The 21,790-nt window shown below is 66.0% G+C and carries 24 protein-coding genes; 3 read left to right on the forward strand and 21 right to left on the reverse strand.

What is annotated here, in order from left to right:
- Positions 1 to 13 precede the first annotated feature (13 nt).
- Complete coding sequence (gene hemE / locus PVZ78_RS22655) at positions 14 to 1,081, forward strand: uroporphyrinogen decarboxylase (protein WP_009046605.1); 1,068 nt, start codon at positions 14 to 16, stop codon at positions 1,079 to 1,081.
- Positions 1,082 to 1,211: 130 nt separating this feature from the next.
- Entirely contained in the window at positions 1,212 to 1,559 is a 348-nt protein-coding gene (locus PVZ78_RS22660) for a YgiW/YdeI family stress tolerance OB fold protein (protein ID WP_009046606.1), read from the forward strand.
- An 85-nt stretch (positions 1,560 to 1,644) separates the two neighbouring features.
- On the opposite strand, the gene PVZ78_RS22665 is transcribed toward PVZ78_RS22660, so the two are convergent.
- Positions 1,645 to 2,913, reverse strand: a complete 1,269-nt coding sequence (locus PVZ78_RS22665) for an MFS transporter (RefSeq protein ID WP_028683774.1) — start codon at positions 2,911 to 2,913, stop codon at positions 1,645 to 1,647.
- 120 nt (positions 2,914 to 3,033) lie between these two features.
- Between PVZ78_RS22665 and PVZ78_RS22670 the strand changes: the two genes are divergently transcribed.
- Positions 3,034 to 3,927, forward strand: a complete 894-nt coding sequence (locus PVZ78_RS22670; protein WP_009046608.1) for a LysR family transcriptional regulator — start codon at positions 3,034 to 3,036, stop codon at positions 3,925 to 3,927.
- 419 nt (positions 3,928 to 4,346) lie between these two features.
- On the opposite strand, the gene PVZ78_RS22675 is transcribed toward PVZ78_RS22670, so the two are convergent.
- The 20 genes from PVZ78_RS22675 to PVZ78_RS22770 are packed head-to-tail and all read right to left on the reverse strand — an operon-like array spanning position 4,347 to position 21,786.
- Positions 4,347 to 4,793 carry a hypothetical protein gene (locus PVZ78_RS22675; RefSeq protein WP_009046609.1) on the reverse strand — a complete coding sequence of 149 codons (447 nt, stop codon included), beginning with the start codon at positions 4,791 to 4,793 and terminating at the stop codon, positions 4,347 to 4,349.
- Positions 4,794 to 4,833: 40 nt separating this feature from the next.
- Positions 4,834 to 5,280 carry a hypothetical protein gene (locus PVZ78_RS22680; protein ID WP_009046610.1) on the reverse strand — a complete coding sequence of 149 codons (447 nt, stop codon included), beginning with the start codon at positions 5,278 to 5,280 and terminating at the stop codon, positions 4,834 to 4,836.
- 23 nt (positions 5,281 to 5,303) lie between these two features.
- Positions 5,304 to 6,533, reverse strand: coding sequence for a beta-ketoacyl-ACP synthase (locus PVZ78_RS22685; RefSeq protein WP_016704452.1), 1,230 nt, complete (start codon positions 6,531 to 6,533; stop codon positions 5,304 to 5,306).
- Complete coding sequence (gene fabG / locus PVZ78_RS22690) at positions 6,533 to 7,261, reverse strand: 3-oxoacyl-ACP reductase FabG (protein WP_016704453.1); 729 nt, start codon at positions 7,259 to 7,261, stop codon at positions 6,533 to 6,535. Before fabG ends, PVZ78_RS22685 begins: the two co-directional genes overlap by 1 nt.
- On the reverse strand, positions 7,258 to 7,731 hold the full coding sequence (locus PVZ78_RS22695; RefSeq protein WP_101281697.1) for an ApeP family dehydratase: 474 nt from the start codon (positions 7,729 to 7,731) through the stop codon (positions 7,258 to 7,260). The genes fabG and PVZ78_RS22695 overlap by 4 nt, the downstream gene beginning before the upstream one ends.
- Positions 7,728 to 8,924: a beta-ketoacyl-[acyl-carrier-protein] synthase family protein gene (locus PVZ78_RS22700; protein ID WP_273829299.1), complete on the reverse strand. Its 1,197-nt coding sequence runs from the start codon at positions 8,922 to 8,924 to the stop codon at positions 7,728 to 7,730. Before PVZ78_RS22700 ends, PVZ78_RS22695 begins: the two co-directional genes overlap by 4 nt.
- Positions 8,921 to 9,406, reverse strand: a complete 486-nt coding sequence (locus tag PVZ78_RS22705; RefSeq protein WP_009046615.1) for a DUF3261 domain-containing protein — start codon at positions 9,404 to 9,406, stop codon at positions 8,921 to 8,923. The genes PVZ78_RS22700 and PVZ78_RS22705 overlap by 4 nt, the downstream gene beginning before the upstream one ends.
- The gene (locus tag PVZ78_RS22710; protein ID WP_028683768.1) at positions 9,403 to 10,149 is read right to left on the reverse strand and encodes a class I SAM-dependent methyltransferase; all 747 of its coding nucleotides are present in this window, start codon (positions 10,147 to 10,149) and stop codon (positions 9,403 to 9,405) included. Before PVZ78_RS22710 ends, PVZ78_RS22705 begins: the two co-directional genes overlap by 4 nt.
- Positions 10,146 to 11,393 carry an NAD(P)/FAD-dependent oxidoreductase gene (locus PVZ78_RS22715; protein ID WP_016704458.1) on the reverse strand — a complete coding sequence of 416 codons (1,248 nt, stop codon included), beginning with the start codon at positions 11,391 to 11,393 and terminating at the stop codon, positions 10,146 to 10,148. Before PVZ78_RS22715 ends, PVZ78_RS22710 begins: the two co-directional genes overlap by 4 nt.
- Positions 11,380 to 12,555, reverse strand: a complete 1,176-nt coding sequence (locus PVZ78_RS22720; RefSeq protein ID WP_273829300.1) for a sodium:proton antiporter — start codon at positions 12,553 to 12,555, stop codon at positions 11,380 to 11,382. Before PVZ78_RS22720 ends, PVZ78_RS22715 begins: the two co-directional genes overlap by 14 nt.
- Complete coding sequence (locus PVZ78_RS22725) at positions 12,552 to 14,891, reverse strand: MMPL family transporter (protein ID WP_273829301.1); 2,340 nt, start codon at positions 14,889 to 14,891, stop codon at positions 12,552 to 12,554. The genes PVZ78_RS22720 and PVZ78_RS22725 overlap by 4 nt, the downstream gene beginning before the upstream one ends.
- Positions 14,875 to 15,567, reverse strand: a complete 693-nt coding sequence (locus PVZ78_RS22730; RefSeq protein ID WP_273829302.1) for an outer membrane lipoprotein carrier protein LolA — start codon at positions 15,565 to 15,567, stop codon at positions 14,875 to 14,877. The genes PVZ78_RS22725 and PVZ78_RS22730 overlap by 17 nt, the downstream gene beginning before the upstream one ends.
- Positions 15,564 to 15,989, reverse strand: a complete 426-nt coding sequence (locus tag PVZ78_RS22735) for an acyl-CoA thioesterase (protein ID WP_273829303.1) — start codon at positions 15,987 to 15,989, stop codon at positions 15,564 to 15,566. Before PVZ78_RS22735 ends, PVZ78_RS22730 begins: the two co-directional genes overlap by 4 nt.
- Positions 15,982 to 17,526, reverse strand: coding sequence for an HAL/PAL/TAL family ammonia-lyase (locus PVZ78_RS22740; protein WP_273829304.1), 1,545 nt, complete (start codon positions 17,524 to 17,526; stop codon positions 15,982 to 15,984). The genes PVZ78_RS22735 and PVZ78_RS22740 overlap by 8 nt, the downstream gene beginning before the upstream one ends.
- Positions 17,507 to 18,472 carry an LpxL/LpxP family acyltransferase gene (locus PVZ78_RS22745; RefSeq protein WP_038630424.1) on the reverse strand — a complete coding sequence of 322 codons (966 nt, stop codon included), beginning with the start codon at positions 18,470 to 18,472 and terminating at the stop codon, positions 17,507 to 17,509. The genes PVZ78_RS22740 and PVZ78_RS22745 overlap by 20 nt, the downstream gene beginning before the upstream one ends.
- Positions 18,469 to 19,203: a glycosyltransferase family 2 protein gene (locus PVZ78_RS22750; RefSeq protein WP_009046624.1), complete on the reverse strand. Its 735-nt coding sequence runs from the start codon at positions 19,201 to 19,203 to the stop codon at positions 18,469 to 18,471. The genes PVZ78_RS22745 and PVZ78_RS22750 overlap by 4 nt, the downstream gene beginning before the upstream one ends.
- Complete coding sequence (locus tag PVZ78_RS22755; protein ID WP_016704466.1) at positions 19,196 to 19,321, reverse strand: hypothetical protein; 126 nt, start codon at positions 19,319 to 19,321, stop codon at positions 19,196 to 19,198. The genes PVZ78_RS22750 and PVZ78_RS22755 overlap by 8 nt, the downstream gene beginning before the upstream one ends.
- Positions 19,314 to 20,993, reverse strand: coding sequence for an acyl-CoA synthetase family protein (locus tag PVZ78_RS22760; RefSeq protein ID WP_273829305.1), 1,680 nt, complete (start codon positions 20,991 to 20,993; stop codon positions 19,314 to 19,316). Before PVZ78_RS22760 ends, PVZ78_RS22755 begins: the two co-directional genes overlap by 8 nt.
- Complete coding sequence (locus PVZ78_RS22765) at positions 20,990 to 21,535, reverse strand: membrane protein (protein WP_009046626.1); 546 nt, start codon at positions 21,533 to 21,535, stop codon at positions 20,990 to 20,992. Before PVZ78_RS22765 ends, PVZ78_RS22760 begins: the two co-directional genes overlap by 4 nt.
- Positions 21,532 to 21,786: an acyl carrier protein gene (locus PVZ78_RS22770; protein ID WP_007926835.1), complete on the reverse strand. Its 255-nt coding sequence runs from the start codon at positions 21,784 to 21,786 to the stop codon at positions 21,532 to 21,534. Before PVZ78_RS22770 ends, PVZ78_RS22765 begins: the two co-directional genes overlap by 4 nt.
- Positions 21,787 to 21,790: the final 4 nt, after the last annotated feature.

Genomic DNA, 21,790 nt, shown 5'->3' on the forward strand with positions numbered 1-21,790 from the left:
TCCGGATGCCGACATGACTGCCCTGAAGAACGACCGTTTCCTTCGTGCCCTGCTCAAGCAACCCGTAGACGTCACCCCGGTGTGGATGATGCGTCAGGCTGGGCGCTACCTGCCTGAATACCGCGCCAGCCGTGCCAACGCCGGTGACTTCATGAGCCTGTGCATGAACCCGGAGTTCGCCTGCGAAGTCACCCTGCAACCGTTGGACCGTTATCCACAGCTGGATGCGGCCATCCTTTTCTCCGACATCCTGACCATCCCCGACGCCATGGGCCAGGGCCTGTACTTCGAAACCGGCGAAGGCCCGCGTTTCAAGAAGGTCATCAGCACCCTGGCCGACATCGAGGCCCTGCCGATCCCGGATCCGCACAAGGACCTGGGCTACGTGATGGACGCGGTCAGCACCATCCGCCGCGAGCTCAACGGCCGCGTGCCGCTGATCGGCTTCTCCGGCAGCCCCTGGACCCTGGCCACCTACATGGTCGAGGGCGGCTCGTCGAAGGACTTCCGCAAGATCAAGGCGATGCTCTACGACAACCCGCAAGCCATGCACTTGCTGCTGGACAAGCTGGCGCAGTCGGTCACCAGCTACCTCAACGGCCAGATCAAGGCCGGCGCGCAAGCGGTGCAGATCTTCGACACCTGGGGCGGCAACCTGTCGGCGGCGGCCTACCAGGAGTTCTCCCTGGCCTACATGCGCAAGATCGTCAGCGGCCTGATCCGCGAACACGAAGGGCGCAAGGTGCCGGTGATCCTGTTCACCAAGAACGGCGGCCTGTGGCTGGAAAGCATTGCCGACGCCGGTGCCGACGCCCTGGGCCTGGACTGGACCTGCGACCTCGGCGAAGCGCGCCAACGGGTCGGCAACAAGGTCGCGCTGCAAGGCAACATGGACCCGACCGTGCTCTACGCCAAGCCGGAAGCGATCCGTTCCGAAGTCGGGCGCATCCTCGCCAGCTATGGCAAGGGCAGCGGCCATGTGTTCAACCTCGGCCACGGCATCACCCCGGAAGTCGACCCGGAGCACGCCGGCGCCTTCCTGCGCGCGGTGCACGAACTGTCGGCGCAGTATCACCAGTGATCGCGGCCTGATAAGCAAGCCCGGCATTTGCCGGGCTTTTTTTGCCTTCAGGAAAGGGCCGGCGGATTAAGTTTCAATTCAGCCTGGCTGGTTAATCTGGCTTTATCGAAACCCACATTGGATCACTGCCATGAAAACCCGTTACCTCGTTCTGTTGCTCGCCCCGCTGTTCAGCACCGCCGCCCTGGCTGTCGGCTACACCGGTCCTGGCGCCCAGGCCGTCACCACCGTCGCGGCGGCCAACGATGCCTCGGACGATACGCCGGTGGTGTTGCAGGGCCATGTGGTCAAGAAGCTGAACAACGACGACAAGTACGAATTCAAGGATGCCAGCGGCACCATCACCGTTGAGATCGACGACGAAGACCTGCCGCCGGTGGCATTCAACGAGAAGACCCAGGTCAGGCTGACCGGTGAGGTCGAGAAGGGGTTGATGAAGCGCGAGATCGACGTCGACCTGGTAGAAATCGTCAAGTAAGCCGATCGACAGATATCGCCCATGCCGGCGACCGGACCCCGCATATGGATCGCGGGGGTTGGTCGCCGGCATGTTGGTTTAGCGGCTACTGAGTGGCCAGCGGCGGCAGCTTGGCCAGCTTCAACGCTACCAGCAGCGCCACCACCAGCAGGGCGCTGATGAACAGGCCGATGCCGTTCCACCCGGCCATGTGCCAGAACACCCCGCCCGCCGTCCCGGCGATGCTCGATCCGGCGTAATAGCTGAACAGGTACAGCGATGAAGCCTGGCCCTTGGCCTTGAGGGCGCGCCGGCCGATCCAGCTGCTGGCGACCGAATGGGCGCCAAAGAAGCCGAACGTGAAGATCAGCATACCGATGATCACCACCGACAACGGGCTGAGCATGGTCAGGGCGAGGCCGGCGAGCATCAGCGAAATGGTGGCCCAGAGCATTTTGCGTCGCCCCAGGCGGTCGGCCAGGGCGCCGATTTTCGCCGAGCTGTAGATCCCCGACAGGTACACCACCGACAGTAGGCCGACGAAGGCCTGATCCATGTGATACGGCTCGGCCAGCAGGCGATAGCCGATGTAGTTGAACAGCGTGACGAACGCGCCCATCAGCACGAAGGCTTCAAGGAACAGCAGCGGCAGGCCGGCATCGCGAAAGTGCATGGTGAAGCCGTCCAGCAGGCTGCGCGGGTGCAGCGAGCGGGCGCGGAAGTTGCGCGATTCGGGGAGGATTTTCCAGAACACCGCCGCGGCGATCAGCGCCAGGCCACCGATCACCAACATCGCCGTGTGCCAGCTGACGAAGTCGATCAGCACCCCGGTGATCAGGCGGCCGCTCATGCCACCAATGGCGTTGCCGCCGATGTACAGGCCCATGGCCAGGCCGATGTGCTGCGGATGGATCTCCTCGCTCAGGTAAGTCATCGCCACCGCCGCCAGACCGCTCAGGGACAGCCCCACCAGCGCGCGCATCAGCAGCACGCCGTGCCAGCTCGGCATCAGGGCGCTGGCAATGGTGCACAGCGCGGCGGCGAACAGGGCGGCCACCATCACCGGCTTGCGGCCGATGCGGTCGGAAATCGGCCCGGTGACCAGCAAACCGATGGCCAGCAGGCCGGTGGCGACCGAGAGGATCAGGCTGCTCTGCGCGGCGTTGATGGAAAATTCCCGGGACAGCAGCGGCATCATCGGTTGCACGCAGTAGAGCAGGGCGAAGGTGGCGAAACCGCCGGAGAACAGCGCCAGCACCGTGCGCATGAACATCGGCGTGCCTTTTTCGATGTAGACCTCGTTCAGTTGCGCGACGACCTCATCGAGGGCGGTGGGAGGGAGTTCGTGGGCGAGTGGAGCGACAGCGGTTTTCACGGGAGACCTCGGGGGAGCGCAGCCGGTCAGGCAATGGAAAAAAGCATATAGCTGGCTAATGTTTCTTTCCAATATATTGTTCGACCTGATTGATATGTTTTACGACCTAATGAGGCGATCATGGAATTGCGTCACCTGCGTTACTTCATCGCGGTGGCCGAAGAGCTGCATTTCGGCCGCGCCGCCCAGGTTTTGGGCATCTCCCAACCGCCCTTGAGCCAGCAGATCCAGGTGCTGGAGCAGGAGGTCGGCGCGCGCCTGTTCGAGCGCACCAATCGTCGGGTCGAACTCAGCGAGGCCGGCAGGCTGTTCCTCGATGAGGCGCGACAGGTGCTGGCCCAGGTCGACAAGGCGGCGGATGTGGCCCGGCGGGCGCAACGGGGGGAGCTGGGTGAGCTGAAAATCGGCTTCACCTCGTCGGCGCCTTTCAACTCGAGCATTCCCCAGGCGATCTTCACCTTTCGCCAGCGCTTTCCCGACGTGCACCTGAAGCTGCGGGAGATGAGCAGCACCCAGGTGGCCGAGGCGCTACTGGACGAGTCGATCCAGGTCGGCATCATGCGGCCGTTGCCGCTGCCGGACTCCCTGAGCGTGGTGGAGTTGCTGCGCGAACCGCTGGTGGCGGTGCTTAGCTCCAAGCACCCGCTGGTGGCCGGCAGCGAAGCCGGCCTGGCGCTGTCGGCCCTGGCCCACGAACCCTTCGTGTTCTTCCCGCGCAGCTACGGCAGCGGCCTGTATGCGCAGTTGCTGACCCTGGCCCGGGATGTCGGTTTCACCCCGCATTTCGCCCAGGAAGCGGGCGAGGCCATGACCATCATCGGCCTGGTGGCGGCGGGGCTGGGGGTCTCGGTGTTGCCGGCGTCCTACCAGCGCATGCGTATCGACGGCGTGGTCTATCGACCGCTGCTCGACCCCGAGGCAGTCTCGGCGGTGTGGCTGGCGCAGCGCACCGACCAGCGCTCGCCAATGGCCAAGGCCTTTGTCGAGCTGCTGACCCGCAAAGCTGAGTTGTAACGGTCTGCTGGGCAAAGTGCGACATGCTTGCCACGGTCGGCTTGCCGCGACTCGATCGGATCAGGCGCAAAGGCCGTCATGGCCGACGAGTTTACGAAGTCTTGCAACTTACAGACAAAGAGCTCGCTGCCGTCAAAGCCGCTGTACGCAAGGCTTTGGGGCTCTGATACCGACTTTCCTGTGGAAAACGGCAATTGGCCACGGTTGCCGGGCGGCAGGCTTCGAGCGACACTGCGCGCGTACCCGAAAGGGACTTGTGAGACTCTGAGGATCCTGGGCAACCAGCCATCGCAGAGCCAGACAGGCAGAGCGCGATGACAAGCCAGCCTGTTTGTGAAAGGGCGCCGAAAGGCGCCCTTTGTCGTTTCCGGGGGATGGAAACTGTGGATCAGGTCATGCCGATTTCATCGGCAGGCGCCTTACTGCACCTTCGCCAGATCGCCGCGCAGCGCGACGCCTGCCATCAGGGCGCCCGCGTGGCATTCGTAGGTTTTCGCGTCCTTGCGCTCGTTGCTCTTGTAGAAGCTGGCAATGTCGGTCACCGCATTGGCGCCGACTTTCTTGGCGGCCTGGTGCAGGGTGATCAGCGCCGATTGCAGGACCCATTCGCAGGCCACTTCGTCGCTCTTGTTGAAGGCGTTGGTCTTCTTGTTGGTGACCGCGCCCGCGCTGATCACCGTGACCTTGCCGGCGGGCTGGTTGCCGGCCAGGTAGAACTTCACGCTGCCGTCGATCTTGCCGGTGCTGATGGCTTCGGCGACCACCTTGTCGAACGGCAGGTACAGCGCGGTATCACGGGCCTGGCTGACGCCGGGCAGGGTGCAGAGCAGCAGGGTGGCGGCAGCGGCCAGGGTCTTCAATTGCATGGTGGTCTCCTTGACGTAGAAAGCGGGTAGCGGCTGGCGCTCAATTAGGCGCGGCAATCGCCTGGGCCGAGCTGGACAGCTGTTGCGCGGTCCGTTCGTTCTGGTTGTCCTTCAGCTCGCGCAGGATGCCCTTGTCCAGCAGGCGCACCCAGCGGATGTAGTTCTTGTGGATCTTGCCGTCCGCGTAGCCCATGCCACGGCTGTCGCGGTAGAGGATCTTGTAGTGGGTCGGCGCGTACTGGATGTCGATTTCCACGTGGTATTGCTCGCGCACGGTGATCTCGGCCTGGATCAGCTCCGGGCTGATGCGCTGCACGGTCCACTTGCGGGCGACCAGGTTTTTCAGGATCGCCTGTTTCATTTCCTCATGGTCGGCCTTGAGGGTGGCGGGCAGGACCCGGTCCGGGGTGTACATGCGCTTGCTGGTGCACGAGACGCAGGTCAGCAGGGCCAGCACGATCAGGCAGGCGCGAAGCAGGGAGGGCATTCCATTTTCTCCAGGGGGTAACGTCATTGAGGCCAGCGGCGGAAGATCAGCGAAGTGTTGACGCCGCCAAAGGCAAAGTTGTTGTTCATCACGTACTCGCAGCTCATCTGCCGGAATTCGCCGCGCAGGTAATCCAGCTCGCCGCAGCGCGGGTCGACCGTGTCGAGGTTGAGGGTGTGCACGTAGAGGTCGCGGTTGAGCATCTCGATGCTGAACCAGGACTCCAGCGCGCCACAGGCCCCCAGGGTGTGGCCGAGGAAACTCTTCTGCGAACTGATGGGCATCCGGCTGCCGAACAGGCTGCTGGTGGCCAGTGTTTCGGCAATGTCGCCCTGTTCTGTAGCGGTGCCGTGGCCATTGACGTAACCGATGGCCGAAGGCTCGAGGCCGGCGTCTTCCAGGGCCAGCTCCATGGCCCGGCGCATGGTGGCCTGCTCCGGACGGGTGGTGTGCTGGCCGTCGGCGTTGCTGCCGAAGCCGACGATCTCGGCATGGATATGCGCGCCGCGGGCCAGGGCGTGTTCCAGCTCTTCGAGCACCAGCATGCCGCCGCCCTCGCCGATCACCAGGCCGTCGCGGTCGCTGTCGTAGGGCCGCGGGCTGGTGTGCGGGGCATCGTTTTTCAGGCTGGTGGCGTAGAGCGCGTCGAACACCATGGCTTCGGTCGGGCACAGCTCTTCGGCGCCGCCGGCGAGCATCAGCGGCAGACGGCCGAACTTGATCGCCTCGTAGGCGTAGCCGATGCCCTGGCTGCCGCTGGTGCAGGCGCTGGACGTCGGGATCAGCCGGCCGGTGAGGCCGAAGAAGATGCTGATATTGGCCGCGGTGGTGTGCGGCATCATGCGCACGTAGGAGTTGGCGTTGAGGCCTTCGGCGACCGAGTTCAGCAACATGTTGCCGAACGCCTTGATCTCGTCGGTGCTGCCGGTGGACGAGCCACAGGCCACGCCCATGCGCCCGTCCTTGATCGACTCGTCACCCAGCAGGCCGGCATCGGCCAGGGCCTGCTCGGCAGCCCCCACGGCGAGCCGCGACACCCGGCCCATGCTGCGCAGCTGCTTGCGGGTCCAGTGGTCCGGTACCTTGAAGTCGTCCACGGGGCCGGCCAGGCGGGTATTGAGTTCGCTGAAGCGATCCCATTCGTCCATCCGGCGAATGCCGCTGCGGTTGGCGCCGAAGTTGGCGGCGATGGTGTCCCAGTCGCTGCCCAGCGAAGTGATGCCGGCCATGCCGGTGACGACCACACGTTTCATCAGACCAGGCCTCCGTTCACCGCCAGCACCTGGCGGGTGATGTAGGCGGCCTCGGCGGACATCAGGAAGTTCACCGCGCCGGCGACTTCTTCCGGGGTGCCCATGCGCTGGGCCGGGATCATCTTCAGCAATTCGTCCACCGGCACGTTCTCGTCGAGCATGGCAGTGTCGATCAGGCCTGGCGCCACGCAGTTGACGGTGATCTTGCGTTTGCCCAGCTCGATGGCCAGGGCCTTGGCGGCGCCGATCAGGCCGGCCTTGGACGCGCTGTAGTTGACCTGGCCACGGTTGCCGACCTGACCGGACACCGAGGCGATGCAGACGATACGCCCGGCGGCGCGGCGCCGGATCATCGGCATCATCACCGGGTGCAGGACATTGTAGAAACCGTCGAGGTTGGTGCGCAGCACGGTGTCCCAGTCGTCTTCGCTCAGGGCCGGGAAGGCGCCGTCGCGGGTCAGGCCGGCGTTGAGCACCACACCGTAGTAGGCGCCGTGGGCTTCCACGTCGGCTTCGAGAACGGCCTTGCAGCTGGCGCGGTCGGTCACATCGAATTGCAGGATGCGCGCCTGGCGCCCCAGGGCCTCGACTTCGGCCTGCACGGCCTCGGCTTCGCTGCGGCCACTGCGGCAATGCAGGATCAGGTCATAGCCGCTCTGGGCCAGGCGCAGGGCGATGGCGCGGCCGATACCACGGCTGGAGCCGGTGACCAGTATGGATTCAGTCATGGCTGGACTCCTGTTGATAAAGCGGGTGATTCGTTCAGGTAGCTGTCCGCCTGGGGCGGACAGAACACGTTGAGGCGGGCGACGGCCTGGATGCCGGGGGCACTCAGGTGGCATTCGAATACGCCCATGCCGTTGTCGTCTTGCAGGGAGCGCAAGGCGTGAATCTGCAGTTCGCTGCCGGCCGGGAAGTGGTCCACATTGCATTCGAACTTGCGGGTGCCGAGCAGGAACCCCAGCTCGACGGCCTGGCCTTTCTGGCGCGCATGGCAACCGGCGTAGGCGGCGATGCTCTGGGCCATTATTTCGATGCCGACCCAGGCCGGCAGGCTGCCGTCGGCACGGTTGAACAGGCCATCGGGTTTGACGGTGAGGCGGGTGCGGATCTGCTCTTCATCGAACGCCAGGACCTGATCGATCAGGATCATGTCGCCCGCGTGGGGCAGCAGTTCGGCGAGCGGCCAGTCAATCATGGGGCGTCTCCGATAATCAGGCTGACGTTGTTGCCGCCGAAGGCAAAGGAGTTGCTCATCAGGCAGCGCGGAGCGTTCTGCTCCAGACGTGTGGTGGCGGTGACCCAATGCAGCGGCGGCAGTTGCGGGTCGGCCTGGGCGTCCCAGACATGGGGCGGCAGGGCGTGCGCGCTGTTCGCGGCGGACAGGCTCAGCCAGCAGAACGCCGCTTCCAGGGCGCCGGCGGCGCCCAGGGTATGGCCGCTCATGGGTTTGGTCGACGAGCAGGGCACGCCAGCCGGGAACAATTGGTCGACCGCCAGGCTTTCCATGGCGTCGTTGTGCTGGGTGGCCGTGCCGTGCAGGTTCAGGTAGCCGATCTGTCCGGCTTGCAGGCCGGCATTGTGCAAGGCCTTCTGCATGGCTTGCAGGGCGCCGCGCCCGCTGGGTTCGGGCGCGGAAATATGGTGCGCGTCGGAGCTGGCGCCGGCGCCGAGCAGGGCGATCGGTTGTGCGCCGAGGGTTTCCTTGCTCATCAGGAACAGCACGGCGGCTTCACCGATATTGATGCCATCGCGGTTGACCGAGAACGGATTGCAGCGCTGGTCGGACACTGCTTCCAGGGCCGAGAAACCGTTGAGGGTCAGCTTGCACAGGCTGTCGACGCCGCCGCACAGCACCGCGTCGCACAGGCCCAGGTCGAGCAGGCGGCGGGCGCTCATCAGCGCGCGGGCGCTGGAGGTGCAGGCGGTGGAGATCACGTAGGCCGGGCCGCTGAGGTCGAGCCAGTCGGCGAGAAAGTTCGCGGGCGCGCCGAGCTCCTGCTGCCGGTAGTCGTAGTCGGCCGGGAAATGCCGGTCGCGCAGGTAGTGGGCGATGCCGCGGCTGGCTTCGTCGATGCCCGAGGTGCTGGTGCCGAGGACGATGCCGATGCGGCTGTGGCCGTAGCGGGCGATGGCCTGGTCGATGTCGCCACGGATCTGCAGGGCGGCCTCCAGCAGCAGCTGGTTGTTGCGGCTGCTCTGCTGTCCCAGCTGCGACGGAATGCTCGCTAGCGGCCCCTGGACGGCGGCCACCGGCACGCTGCGCTCCGGCACCCAGCCGGCTGCGGCGCGCATGCCGGAGCAGTCGCCGGCAAACAGGCTGCGGGCCACTTGCTGCTTGTCGCGCCCAAGGGCACAGATCACCCCGAGGGCATTCAGGTAGGCCGTCATGAGGCGTTCTCGGCGGTCAGCGGGCTGATGTGGTAGTACAAGCCCTGGGGCAGCTCCAGGCGAAAATCCAGGGCCTGGCGATAGCGGACCTGCCAGTGCGGGGCGAGGTCGCGCTGCGCGCCGTGCTGCCGGGCGGCTGGATAATTATCTCGCAGTTCGCCCGCGGGCGTCAGGGCGAATAGCAGGGCGGCGAACAGTTCGCGGGCCTCTGGGTTCGGCGGCAGCAGGCCATCGGCCTGCCAGCGACCGTCGATCAGTTGCTGGCGCGCCAGGGGAATGCCCAGCGGGTCGAGCAGCGACCAGCGGATGCCCGGCCCTTCGGCCTGGATCACCAGCAGCCAGTCCTGGCGCTGCCCGGCCTGTTGCCGCTCGATATGCAGTTGCAGCGGCAGGGCCAGGCTCGGGGTTTTCTCGGGCAGCGGCGGCTGGCTGGCGCAGGCGCTCAGCAACAGCAGGCAGCCGACGAGCAGGGCACGGATCATCCGGCGGCACCTTCGTGCAAGGGTTTGCGGGCGACCACATTGACCAGGGTTTCTTCCCGTTGGCCAAAGGGTTTCGGGCGGCGCAGGCCGAAGCGTTCGAGCAGCCCGAAATCCTTGGCACGGCTCCACCACAGATAGGGATAAGACACATTGCGCGGGGTAAATTCAAAACCCTGTCGTCGGATCATTTCCAGGTACTGCGCCGCGCTTTTCTGCACGTGCATCGGGTGGCGGAACAGCCAGCGGATCACCCAGGTGTCGATGTAGGCCTCGGTGGATTCGGCGAACAGCAGGTAACCGCCCGGCTTGAGCACGCGATAGAACTCGGCCAGGGCTTTTTCCTGTTCCACCAAGTGGTGAAAGGTTTGATGGCAGAACAGCAGGTCGACGCTGGCATCGGCCACGTCCAGGGTCGCGCAGTCGCTGCCGATCAGCTCGACCTGCAGGCCCTGGCGCGCCGCCTCTTCGCTGCTGAGTTTGAGGCTGTGCGGGTCGGCGTCCAGGCCGATCAGGCGCCGCGGGGCGAACACCTGGCGCAGGTACTGGAACGACTTGCCCTGGCCGCAGCCGGCATCCAGCAGCACCGGGTTGGCCGGTGGCTGGTTGTCGAACAGGCGGCGCAGGTCGTTGATCGCCACCCGCAGCACATGGTGCTGCCAGGTGTGGCTGCGCAGGAACCAGAAGCCGAAGCGGGTTTCCTCGACGTAGCTGGCGCTCAGGTATTGCGGCTGGGTGTCGTTCATGGAGCCTCCATGGCGCAGATTTCCGAGAGCATGCGCAGCCGGCGCTTGGGTTCGCTGACGAACGGGTTGCGTTCGTCCCAGGCATAGCCGGCGAGGATCGAACTGATCATCCGGCGAATCTCCGGCGAGCTGCCCGGGTGGTAGATCACGTCCTGGAAGGTGCCGGCGTACCAGCCTTCGACGTAGCAACGGAAGGTGTCGACACCGCGCTTGAGGGGGATGGCGAACTCTGTTTCCCAATCCACGCTTTCGCCCTGCAACTGCCGATGCAGCACGGCGGCGGCCATGCTCGCCGAACGCATGGCGATGGTCACGCCGGAGGAGAACACCGGGTCGAGGAACTCCGCGGCGTTGCCCAGCAGCGCGAAGCCCGGGCCGTGCAGGGTCTTGACGTTGGCCGAGTAGCCGCCGATGGTCCGCGCCGGGGTGTCCCACACGGCGTTGTGCAGGACCTTGGCCAGGCTCGGGGTCTCCTCGATGAAACCGCGCAGGCACTGGTCCAGGTCGCCGTCACGACCGTCGAAGTGCTCCTTGGCCGCCACCACGCCGATCGAACAGCGGCCGTTGCTGAACGGGATGGTCCAGAACCACACATCGCGTTTGCTGGGGTGAGTGGTGATGAGGATCTTTTCCCGCTCGAAAGCCGGGCTGTCGATGTGGTCTTCGATATGGGTGAACACCGCCTGGCGGACCGGGAAGTTCGAGGGCGCTTCCAGGTCCAGCAGGCGTGGCAGCACACGGCCGTAGCCGCTGGCGTCAAGGACGAAACCGGCCTCCACGCGGTACTCGCTGCCGTCTTCGCGCAGCACCTGCAGCTGCGGCCTGGCCAGGTTGAAGTCGGCGCTGACGATGGCCTCGCCATAACGCACTTCAACGCCTTGCAGGGCGGCCTGATCGGCCAGCAGCTTGTCGAAATCGGCGCGTTGCACCTGAAAGGTGGTGGGCTTGCCCTCGCTGAAGGTGTCGCCAAAATCGAAGGCGCTGTAACGCTCGCCCCAGGCGAACGCGGCGCCGTTCTTCAGCTGGAAGCCCGCCGCCTTGACCGCCTCGAGCATGCCGGCCTCTTCGACGAAATCCAGGCAGTGGGACAGCAGGCTTTCACCGATCGAAAAGCGTGGGAAATGCTGGCGCTCGACGATCAGCACGTCGTGGCCTTTGCCCTTGAGCAGCGCGGCGGCGATGGCGCCCGATGGGCCGGCGCCGATCACCACAATCTGGCGGCGTTCCATTTCAACTGTTGGCACTGGGGCTCCTTGCCGGTTCGGCGATGTTCGGGTTCAAAGGGACCAAAGGTGTTCGGTGCAGCCCGGCCAGGGCCGGCATCAGGGTGGCGACCAGGCCCATGAGCATCAGCGCGAAATACAGCGCCGGGCTGATCAGCTGTTGTTGCAGCAGCAGGTTGAGAAAAACGATCTCGCTCAGTCCGCGAATGTTCAGCAGCAGGCTTTCCCGCCAGCGGCTGGCGCCCTTGAAGGAGGCGCCGGCCCAGCCCAGGCCGAGCCAGTTGCCGAGCAGCTTGCTGGCAATCGGTAACAGCAGCAACGCCCCCAATTGCACCCAGCCGAGGCTGTCCATGGCGCTGTGCACATTGATCTGCACGATGCCGAACGTGAGGATCAGCGGGATGGCGATAAAGGTCTGCAAACGGTTCATCCAGGCTGCCTTTAACGGCAGCGCCAGCGGCACCTTGAGGGCGGCCATGCACAGCAGGTAGCCGATGCCGAAAATCAGTGCATTGAGCTTGTAGTGCTCGGCCACCACCAGCAGGCCGAAGAAGCCCAGGCTGTGCAGCAGCGGCTGGCGCAGGCCGAGGCCGCGCAGGAGCAGCGGCAGGCAGGCGCCGGCCAGCGGCAGCAGCAGGCTGCTCAGGTGCAGGCTGCCCTGGGCGACGCCGAACAGGGTCCAGCAGCCGAGGTCGATGAGGATCGCAGTCTGCACCAGGCGCCGGGTGGCCAGCGGCGGGTAGTCGATGTGCCGCAGGTACAGGTACAACACCGGAATTGCGGTAATGGCGAACAGCAGGCCGACCGCCAGGGAACTCAGCCAGGGTTGCGCCGGCAACAGCCAGACCGCCGTGGCCAGGCCGCAGGCGAAGGGAATGGCGAAGCTCGGCAGGGCGATCTTCAGGCTCTGGCGGTCCAGGCGCAGGTCGATCACGTCGCTGAGGATATGCCCCAGCAGCAGGGCGAAACTCAGGCCGTACAGGTTCTTCAGCCAAGTCGGCGAGACCAGTTGGGCGCCACTCAACTGCCAGTGCGGTTCGATCCAGAACAGCATCAGCAGCGGCAGGCCGAAGGTCGCCAGCAGCAACTGGCTGACGATCGGGATCAGGCCGAAACGGCTGCCGATGCGGGTGGCGAGCGCGAACAGCAGCAGCGCCATGAGCCAGAACAGGGCAATCATCACAGGGCTGGCTCCGTAACGGGCTGGCGATGGCGCTGGCGACCGGCCCAGGGCGCCAGGATAAAGCTGAAGGCCAGGCCCAGGCTCACCGCCAGGCCGAAGTTGCTGACCGCCGGGGTGCTGGAAATCGCCAGCAGGCCGAACGACAGCCAGGTGGTCAGCGCTGCAAGCAAGGTGCCGAGCAGGCTCACGGCGGCCCCGCCGACCTGTTCACGCATGAGGATGGCGTAGTCGACACTGATGGCGGTCACCAGCAACAGGCCGAACAGGCTGAACAGGGTCAGCGGTTGCCCCAGCCAGCCCAGGCTGGCGAGGCTGCACAGGGCCGCCAGCAGCGGCAGGGCGACCAGGCGCAGGGCGCCGCCGAGGCCGAACGGCAGGATCAGCAGCAAGACGATCAGCACGCAGGAGGCGAGTTTGAGCTCGGCGGCGCTGACCTGGGTGGCGGCGAACACTTGGTTCAGCTCACCCAGGCGGTCCACCAATTGCACCCCCGGCAGATCCTGCGCCTGGATCCGCAATAGCTGTGGGTTGTTCAGCCCCTGCAGGCTGACCATGGCCGCCACGCCGTTGTCGGTGGGGCCCAGCCACAGGGTGCGGTAAGGCTCGGCCAGCGGGCCTTGCAGGGCGCTGTCGATGTCTTCGTCGGGCAGCGCCCGCAGTTGCGCAAGTTCCGCGTTCAGGGCCGTGACCGGGACTCCGAGATCCAGCAGCGGCTGCCAGTACCGCGGCAGCGCGTCCAGGGCCTGGCGCAGGCGCTGTTGCTCGCTGGGCAGGCTCACCAGTTGGTTGAGCGACAGGTAGCCCTGGAGTTTTTCCAGGTTGACCAATTGCTCCAGGCGCTCGCTCAGGGCGCCGAGGCGTTCGAGCAGCTGTTGCTGATCGGCCCCGCGCACCAGGAAGAACTGACTGGTGGGCTGGTAGCCGGTAATCCGCGCGATGGCCTGGGCTTCGTTGAGCAGTTGTGGCGGCGCGCCGATCCACTGGCGGATATCGTTTTTGCTGTCGAGCTGCCACAGGCCGCCGGCGCAGAAGGCGATCACCAGCGCCAGCAGCCAGGGGCTGGACACGCGCTTGAGCAACTGCGTGCGCAGGTTCAGCAGCCATTCGGCCACGCGCAGCGGCCATTGCGCCGGTTGCAGCTCGACGCCGCGCAGCAGCGCCGGCAGCAGGCACACCGCGCTCAGGTAGGCACCCAACAGGCCGGCGGCGGAAAACACAGCGATCTGGGTCAGGGCCGGGAACGGTGTCCAGGCCAATGCCAGGTAGCCGATGCAACTGGTGGCCAGGCTCAGGCTCAGCCCCGGCAGGGTCAGGCGCAGGGCTGGCCAGCTGTGCCAGGGGCGCAGGCTCCAGCTCTTGGACAGGTAGTGCAGGGGGTAGTCGACGGCGACGCCGATCAGGCTCGAACCCAGCACCAGGGTCATCACGTGCATATGACCGAAGAAGGCCACGCAGGCCACCGCGCCGAACAGCATGCCCACCAGCACCGGCACGAACGCCAGCAACACCCGCCAGCGACGGAAGGCCAGCAACAGCAGCAGGAGGATGCCGACAGTAGCGCCGCCGCCGACCCAGGTGATCTCGCGGGAGGCTTGCTGCTGGCCGTTGGCGGCGTAGAGCAGACCACTGGCGGCCAGCAGCTGGACGTCGGCCTGGGCGGCCTGTTCGCGGCTGTGCTGGAGCAAGGCCGCCACCTGCAGCGGTAGCTGCATGTCGAAGGCGTTGCCGGTGGTGCGCGCCCGCAGCAGCACCCAGCTCTTGCCGTCGGCATCGGCGATCAGGGTGCCGCTGCCGATGTCCAGTTGCACCGCGCCGCGTTGCGGCTGGCTGTTCTGGATGCGCCCGGTCAGGCCCAGCCAGTCGTCCTGGCTCGGGACCAGGCTGAAACCGCTGAAGGGGTCGAACAGCGCCTGTACGCGCTGCTGGATAAAGGCCTCGGGGTGCTCGATCAGTTGCTGGCGGTCGGCAGCAGCAAGCATCGCCAGGCGGCCTTGCAGCAATTGCGTGCGCAGCGCCGGCAGGTCGGCCTGCAGGTTCCACTGGACCTTCTCGAACAGCCCGCTGGCCTGCCATTGCTCACCCAGGCGCTGGGCCATGGCGATGGCCTGCTGGCGTTCGGCGTGGCCCACCAGCACCAGCATTTCGCGGTTCAGCGGCTCCTGCATGCGCTGCTCGGCCTTGAGCTCCAGGGCATCGGGGTCGGTGCCCGGCACCAGCTCCATGAGGTTGGCCGACAGCGGCGCGCCATGGCGCCATTGCCAGCCGGCCAGGGCCAGCACGGCCACCAGCAGGAGCAGGAACAGGCGCGGCCACCAGCGTTCACTCGGCAAAGTCATGCTGCTCCGCGTCGCTCAAGGGCTGGTTGCTGATGCTGTCGTGCATCTCCAGCACGGTGCTGTCGCCCTGGGTTTCCAGTAGCTCGATGCGCTGCACCAGTTCGCCACCGTCGATGTTGATCTGGTTGAACACCTGCTTGAGCAGCAGCGAACGTGGGGTCAGGGTCAGTTTCCAGGCCTTGGCGTCGCCGGCCAGGGCCAGCTCGAAGTCGCGTTGCAGGCCGCTGCTGTCGCCTTGCAGCACGGCGAGGAACAGGCGGTTCTGTTCGGCCCCGGCGCTCTTGTTCGGCAGCATTTGCCAGCCGCTGCCATCCCGGCGGGCGATACCCTTGCCGGTGATGCGGTAGTCCTGTTGCAGCGGTGTTTTCAGCAGCCACAGCAGGCCATGGCTCTTCGCCAGGACGAAGCTGCCCTTGCTGGTCAGCGGCTGGGGCAGGGCGCGCAGGTGTTTCTCCTGGACGAAGCTGCCGTGGATCACCTCGGGTCTGGCCAACTGGTCGCTGAGCTGTTGCAGGTCGAAGGCATTGGCCAAGCCTGGAGTGCCCAACAGTACGAGCACTGTAGGAGCGAGCTTGCTCGCGAAAAACCGCAGAACGCCGTGACGTGTCAGGTAGCCCGCGCAATCGTTGACGATTTTCGCGAGCAAGCTCGCTCCTACGGGAAGCGGTCGGGTCATGGCAGAAGCCTCTCGACGGCGTCGGTGAACACCTTGGGCGAGACCAGCTGCATCTCGCGGCTGGCGATCTCCACCGCCACCTGCACCGAGCTGGCGCGGGTCAGGCGTTCGCCGGTTTCCAGGTCGCTGATCAGGTAGTTGATCTTCAGGCGGTTTTCCCACTCCACCAGGCTGGCGCGGACCTTGAGCTTCTGGCCGAATACCGCGCCGCGCACATAGCGCAGTTGCAGGTCGATCACCGGCCAGGCGTAGCCGGACTCGAGCATCTGGTTGTAGTTGTGGCCGAGCTTGTCGAGCAGGGCGCAGCGGGCCACTTCCAGGTACTTCACGTAGTGCCCGTGCCAGACCACGTGCATGGTGTCGACGTCGAAAAACGGCACCTGGATCTCGGTGTCCGCGTGCAGCACGCCCCGACTACGCATGCAGCCTCCAGTGTTGCTCGGCAATGCGTTGCAGGCACAGGCGCAGTTCGCCTTCCAGGGCGCGGTCCTCGATCACCGGCGGGAAGTCCTTGGCCAGCTCCTGGTGCATGGCGGCCAGGGCTGGCGGCAATGGCCGTGCATCCTCGGCTCGGCCGCGCAGCCAGACGCCCTGGTTGGCGGCCAGCAGGGTGGCTGCGGCGACCTGTTCGGTCAGCTCCAGCACGCGGATCGCATCGCGGGCGGCGATGGTGCCCATGCTCACCTTGTCCTGGTTGTGGCATTCGGTGGAGCGCGAGAACACGCTGGCCGGCATGGTGTTTTTCAGCGCTTCGGCGGTCCAGGCGCTGGTGCCGATCTGCACCGCCTTGAAGCCGTGGTTGATCATGGCGCGGTCCGTCGGGGCGCCGGACAGATTGCTCGGCAGGCCGTGGTTGTAGCGCTCGTCCACCAGCAGCGCGAGCTGGCGGTCCAGCAGGTCGGCGACGTTGGCTACCAGGTTCTTCAGGCTGTCCATGGCGAAGGCGATGTGCCCGCCGTAGAAGTGCCCGCCGTGCAGCACGCGTTCGGCCTCGGCATCGATGATCGGGTTGTCGTTGGCGCTGTTCAGCTCGGTTTCGATGAAGCCGCGCAGCCAGCCCAGGCTGTCGGCCAGCACACCCAGCACATGGGGCGCGCAACGCAGCGAGTAGCGGTCCTGCAGGCGGTGCAGCGGCGCGGTCGGTGCGTCGATGGCCAGGTCCTGGCGCAGCCAGGCGGCGACTTGCATCTGCCCCGGGTGCGGCTTGGCGGCGAACAGGCGCTCGTCGAAGTGTTCCGGGTTGCCCTGCAAGGCGACCACGTTCAGCGCGGTGATGCGCGTGGCCAGTTGCAGCAGGTAGTCGGCGCGGGCGAAGGCCAGGCAGGCCAGGCCGGTCATCACCGCGGTGCCGTTCATCAGCGCCAGGGCTTCCTTGGGCCGCAGCACCAGCGGCTCCCAGCCCAGCTCGCGGTGCACCTCGGCCGAGGTCCGGCGCTCGCCGCGGAACATCACCTCACGCTCGCCGGACAGGGTCGCGGCCACGTAGGACAGCGGCGTCAGGTCGCCGCTGGCGCCTACCGAACCCTCTTCGGGAATCAGCGGCAGGATGTCGTGCTCGAGGAACGCCTGCAGGCGCTCCAGCAGTTCCACGCGCACCCCGGACACGCCGTGGCACAGCGACTGCAAGCGCGCCGCCAGCACCGCGCGGGTGGCTTGCGCGTCCAGCAGCTTGCCCAGGCCGCAGCCGTGGAAGGTGTACAGATGACGGGGCAACGCCTCGACGTGCTGCAGCGGCACCGCGACCACGCAGGAGTCGCCGTAGCCGGTGGTCACGCCGTAGATCACGCCTTCCTTGTCCAGCAGCGAATCGAGGAATTGCGCGCCCTTGGCGATGCGCTGGCGGAATGCGCTGTCGTCCTGCAGCCGGGTCGGCGCCTGACGGTTGGCCAGGGCCAGCACGTCTTCGATGCGCAAAGGGAGTTCGCCGAAGGTTACCGGCTCAAGCGGATGCGTCGTCATCGGTCTTCCAGAAAGGGTAAAAGTTGAACCATTGTTGGGGCGCCTCGAGGCAGTACTGGCCCAGACGCTCGGCGTAGCGGGCAGTCCACTGGGCGATGACCTGCTCGCGGTCGCTGCGTTTCCACGCCACGGCCTCGGTGAAGGGTTCGAGGAACACTCGATAGCGACCATTGTTTTTCAGGCACAGCAGCAGGTTGACCGGGCATTTCAGCAGGCCCGCCAGCAGCCACGGTCCCTGGGGAAAGGGCGCCGGATGGCCGAGGAAATCCACCCGCACGTTGCGCCCGCCGTGCAGCGGTACACGGTCGCCGGCAATCGCCAGCCACTCGCCGCGATCCAGGCGCTGGCTCAGTTGCAGCATGACCGCCGGGTCCAGCTCGCTGACCTGGATCAGCCGCAGGTTGGTGGCCCCGGCCTCGCCCAGCAGGCGATTGAAACGTTCAGCGTGCTTGGTGTGCACCAGCACGTTCATGGTGACCTTCTCGCCCAGCTCGGCCAGGGCGCGGCAGACTTCGAGGTTGCCCAGGTGCGCGCCCACCAGCATCTGTCCGCGGGCGCCGCGCAACTGGTCGCGCAGCCGGGCCGGGTCGACGATCTCGATCTGTTCCAGGCGCAGCTTGCCGTTCCACACGTCGAGCTTGTCCAGCAGGGAGTCGGCGAACGCCATGAACTGGCCGAAGACCCGCCAGTGGCTGGGACGCAGCTCGGCCTTGCCGCTCCAGTCGGCCAGGCGCCGCTGGTACAACCAGGCGCTGCGGCGGGCACCGCGGCCGAACAGGAAAAAGTAGAAAACGATGACATACAGCACCGGGCTCAACACCCGGCGCCCGAGCACCCGCACGCCCAAGGCGGTGAGCTTCATCAGCCAGAAGCTGCCGCGCTCCTTGTGCTCGGCCCAATGTTGCTTGTCCGGCTGTTTGTCCTGTTTGTCTGGTAGCGCCGTCATGCTTGCCACCGTCGCCAGAGGATCAACGGCGCGCGCAGCAACATGCCGAAGAACAGCCGGGCGTGCATGCTGGAAATCAGCAGGTTGTCGTGGAACAGGCGAAAGTGCGACAGGCCATCCACCGGGTAACGGACCTGGGTCGGCAACCAGCGCATCGGCTGGTTGCGCCAGGACAGGCGCACCAGAATGTCGGTGTCGAAATCCATGCGCCGGCCGATCTTCACCGAGTCGATCAGCGCCAGGACTGGCGGCAGGGGGTAGACCCGGAAGCCGCACATGGAGTCGGGGATCTGCAACGACAGGGTATTGATCCAGACCCAGACGTGGGTCAGGTAGCGCGCGTAAAAACGGCCCTTGGGCACGCTGGCGTCGTACTGTGGATAACCGCAGACCAGCGCTTCGGGGTGGGTGCGGGAGGTGGCGATAAAGTTATCCACATCGCGCAGGTCGTGCTGGCCGTCGGCGTCCACTTGCAGGGCGTGGCTGAAGCCCAGGCGCGAGGCTTCGCGCAGCCCGGCCATGACCGCGCCGCCCTTGCCCTGGTTGACCGCGAGCTTGACCAGGAACACCTGTTCGCGCTCGGCCAGCTGTTCCAGCACGGCGGCGCAGGCCGGGCTGCTGGCGTCGTCCACCAGCACGCAGGGCAGGCCGCTGGCGAGCAGGGCATCGACCACCGTCGGCACGGCGGCTTCATGGTTGTAGACCGGGATCACGGCGCAGGGGTTATGCATGGGCACTGACCTTGTCGCGAGCAAGCTCGCTCCTACAGGATTTGTACAGGCCCTTGTAGGAGCGAGCTTGCTCGCGATCGAGCGCGTAGCGCTCGCCGAGGGCCAATAACTTATCCACAGGCGTTCTCCAGCAGGATGCGGCCGCTGGAGCAGGCGGCGGTGTCATTGCGGTAGGCAAAGTAGAGTTTGCCGCGCTCATGATCGAAGCGCAGGTGCAATTGCACCTGGTCTCCGGGGCGCACCAGTTGCTGGAACTTCAGCACTTCCATGCCGGCAAAGCGGCCCGGCAGATCGAGCAACTGCTGGCCCAGGGCCAATGCCCAGTCCACCTGGACCACGCCCGGCAGCACCGGGGTCTGGGGGAAGTGGCCGCTGAAGTAGGCCAGGTCCGGCGGGATCGCCAGTTGCAGGCTCCATTCGCCGTCGGCCTCGAGCTGTTCCAGCACTTCCGGCGCCCGTGGGCGCGGGGCCAGCAGCAGGGCTTCGACGTCGGCCTGGGGCAGCTTGCCCTGGCTGTTCAGGGGCAACTGGCGCAGCAGGCGCCAGCGGCGTGGCAGCGCCAGGGCCTCGCAATGCTGGCTCAGGTGCTGGCGCAGCGTTTGCGTGAGCGTCCGACGCCCCTGATTGCGCAAGGCGTGCAGGCCTTGTTCGCTGAGGACCAGCAGCGCGCCGAGGGAGGCGCGGTTTTCCCGGACCACCCCAAGGCGCGCTTCGGCGACCCAGGCATGCCCGGCCAGGGCCTGTTCCAGCATCGGCAGGGAAATGCGTTTTTCTTCCAGCTTGACGATCCGGTCCAGGCGCCCGAGCAGCTCGAAACGCCCATCGGCGGCGATGCGCGCGGCATCGGCGGTGTGTTCGACATGCCCGGCCGGCAGGTAGGGCGAGGCGATCAGCAGGGCGCCGTCGCTGTCCTGGCTCAGCTCGACCCCGGCGAAGGCTTGCCACAGGCTGTCGCCCTGGCGCCAGGCGATGCCGCCGGTTTCCGAGCTGCCGAGGATCTCCGTTGGCCATTGTCGCAGGCGCTGGTGCAGGCCTTGCGCGGCGTCGGCGGGCAGCGCGCCGCCGGAGGAAAACACCCGGCGCACCGGGCTCAGGGCCGGCCAGTCGAGGTTGTCGCCCATGCGCTTGAGCAACGCCGGGCTGGCGACCCAGGCAAAGGCCGGGTGTTCGCGGCTGGCGCGCTGCAGGTCTTCCGGGAACGGCAGTTGCCGACGGACGAAGGTGCGCCCGGCGCAGAGCGGCCAGAGCACACGGAACAGCAGGCCGTAGATATGTTGGGTGGCGACGCTGCCGATGATGCAGGCCTGGCCCAATTCCTCGCCCCACAGTTGCTCCAGGGCCTCGACTTCGTTGGCCAACTGGCGCAGGGATTTGTCGATGCGCTTGGGTTCGCCGCTGGAGCCTGAGGTGCACAGGCTCAGGCGGCAGGTGTCGAGGTCGAGTTCGGCGGCGGGCAATGGCGGCTGGTCGAAGTCAGCCAAGTGGGCATCACCGGGTTGGTCGGTCAGCCACAGGTCGACCTGGGTCGACCAGCGTTGCCGGGTCTGCGGTTGCAGGTCGGCGGGCAGCAGTACGCTGACCCCGGCGCGCCAGGCGCCGAGCAGGGCGATGGCCAACTCGGCGGCATCTTCCAGGTGCAGGGCCAGGCGCTGTACGCCCCTGGCCTGCAAGCCCGCGGCCAGGCTCAGGGCCTGGTGCTGCAGCTTGCTGTGATCGAGTGCCGGTTCGAGCGTGACGGCCCGTTCCGGCAACGACTTGAGCAGCAGGTGCTCAAGCTTTATCCAATTCATGCGCGGCCTCGTACGCGTTGTCGTAACAGCCATTCAATGGCAAACAGCAAACCCATCAACCCGTAGGCGATCAGGCCGTTGTACAACGTCCACCAGCTCAGCGGCGCCCACAGGGTCAGGGCGGCGGCGAGCAATCCGTTACAGAGGAAAAATACACTCCAGGCGACAGTCACCTGGCGGGTGTAGCGAATCGCTTTTTCCGGCAGTTCCGGCTCGCTGAGGCGGGCCAGGCGTTCGGCCACCGGCGGACCGAATTTCAGGCTCAGGCCGAACAGCGTGAGCATGAAGCCGCTGACCAGCACCGGGTACCAGCGCAATAACGATGGGCTGTCGAACAGCGCCAGCAACACGCAGAAGACCAGGGCCGCGCCCGCCATCAACAGGCTGCCGGGACGCCGTTCGCCGGTCAGGGCCCGGGCCAGCCACAGGCTGCCGAGCAACAGGCCGAACTGCCATGGCGCGAAATGCTCCATGCCGAAATACACCGCAAAGGGATACAACAGGCCCGCCAGCAGCAGGCCAAGGCCGATCAGCCGGCTCATGCGGCCGGCTGGACCAGACGGTATACCGCCTCGACCACGTCATTGACGGTACGCACCGACTTGAATTCCTCGGCGGCGATTTTCTTGCCGGTCTTGCGCTTGATGTGATCGATCAGGTCGACGGCGTCGATGCTGTCGATTTCCAGGTCTTGATACAGGTTGGATTCCAGGCTTACGCGTTCCGGTTCCAGTTCGAAGAGTTCCACCAGGGCATCACGCAAGGTGTTGAAGATGTCGTCGCGAGTTTGCATGGTC

It is taken from the genome of Pseudomonas sp. SBT1-2 (assembly GCF_028640875.1).
Classification (GTDB): domain Bacteria; phylum Pseudomonadota; class Gammaproteobacteria; order Pseudomonadales; family Pseudomonadaceae; genus Aquipseudomonas; species Aquipseudomonas chlororaphis_I.

What these genes read in the sequence shown, in the direction of transcription:
- hemE (WP_009046605.1), top strand. Translation starts at nt 14, where the DNA reads ATGACTGCCCTGAAGAACGACCGTTTCCTTCGTGCCCTGCTCAAGCAA.
- PVZ78_RS22660 (WP_009046606.1), top strand. Translation starts at nt 1,212, where the DNA reads ATGAAAACCCGTTACCTCGTTCTGTTGCTCGCCCCGCTGTTCAGCACC.
- PVZ78_RS22670 (WP_009046608.1), top strand. Translation starts at nt 3,034, where the DNA reads ATGGAATTGCGTCACCTGCGTTACTTCATCGCGGTGGCCGAAGAGCTG.
- PVZ78_RS22675 (WP_009046609.1), bottom strand. Translation starts at nt 4,793, where the DNA reads ATGCAATTGAAGACCCTGGCCGCTGCCGCCACCCTGCTGCTCTGCACC.
- PVZ78_RS22680 (WP_009046610.1), bottom strand. Translation starts at nt 5,280, where the DNA reads ATGCCCTCCCTGCTTCGCGCCTGCCTGATCGTGCTGGCCCTGCTGACC.
- PVZ78_RS22685 (WP_016704452.1), bottom strand. Translation starts at nt 6,533, where the DNA reads ATGAAACGTGTGGTCGTCACCGGCATGGCCGGCATCACTTCGCTGGGC.
- fabG (WP_016704453.1), bottom strand. Translation starts at nt 7,261, where the DNA reads ATGACTGAATCCATACTGGTCACCGGCTCCAGCCGTGGTATCGGCCGC.
- PVZ78_RS22695 (WP_101281697.1), bottom strand. Translation starts at nt 7,731, where the DNA reads ATGATTGACTGGCCGCTCGCCGAACTGCTGCCCCACGCGGGCGACATG.
- PVZ78_RS22700 (WP_273829299.1), bottom strand. Translation starts at nt 8,924, where the DNA reads ATGACGGCCTACCTGAATGCCCTCGGGGTGATCTGTGCCCTTGGGCGC.
- PVZ78_RS22705 (WP_009046615.1), bottom strand. Translation starts at nt 9,406, where the DNA reads ATGATCCGTGCCCTGCTCGTCGGCTGCCTGCTGTTGCTGAGCGCCTGC.
- PVZ78_RS22710 (WP_028683768.1), bottom strand. Translation starts at nt 10,149, where the DNA reads ATGAACGACACCCAGCCGCAATACCTGAGCGCCAGCTACGTCGAGGAA.
- PVZ78_RS22725 (WP_273829301.1), bottom strand. Translation starts at nt 14,891, where the DNA reads ATGACTTTGCCGAGTGAACGCTGGTGGCCGCGCCTGTTCCTGCTCCTG.
- PVZ78_RS22730 (WP_273829302.1), bottom strand. Translation starts at nt 15,567, where the DNA reads ATGACCCGACCGCTTCCCGTAGGAGCGAGCTTGCTCGCGAAAATCGTC.
- PVZ78_RS22735 (WP_273829303.1), bottom strand. Translation starts at nt 15,989, where the DNA reads ATGCGTAGTCGGGGCGTGCTGCACGCGGACACCGAGATCCAGGTGCCG.
- PVZ78_RS22740 (WP_273829304.1), bottom strand. Translation starts at nt 17,526, where the DNA reads ATGACGACGCATCCGCTTGAGCCGGTAACCTTCGGCGAACTCCCTTTG.
- PVZ78_RS22745 (WP_038630424.1), bottom strand. Translation starts at nt 18,472, where the DNA reads ATGACGGCGCTACCAGACAAACAGGACAAACAGCCGGACAAGCAACAT.
- PVZ78_RS22750 (WP_009046624.1), bottom strand. Translation starts at nt 19,203, where the DNA reads ATGCATAACCCCTGCGCCGTGATCCCGGTCTACAACCATGAAGCCGCC.
- PVZ78_RS22760 (WP_273829305.1), bottom strand. Translation starts at nt 20,993, where the DNA reads ATGAATTGGATAAAGCTTGAGCACCTGCTGCTCAAGTCGTTGCCGGAA.
- PVZ78_RS22765 (WP_009046626.1), bottom strand. Translation starts at nt 21,535, where the DNA reads ATGAGCCGGCTGATCGGCCTTGGCCTGCTGCTGGCGGGCCTGTTGTAT.
- PVZ78_RS22770 (WP_007926835.1), bottom strand. Translation starts at nt 21,786, where the DNA reads ATGCAAACTCGCGACGACATCTTCAACACCTTGCGTGATGCCCTGGTG.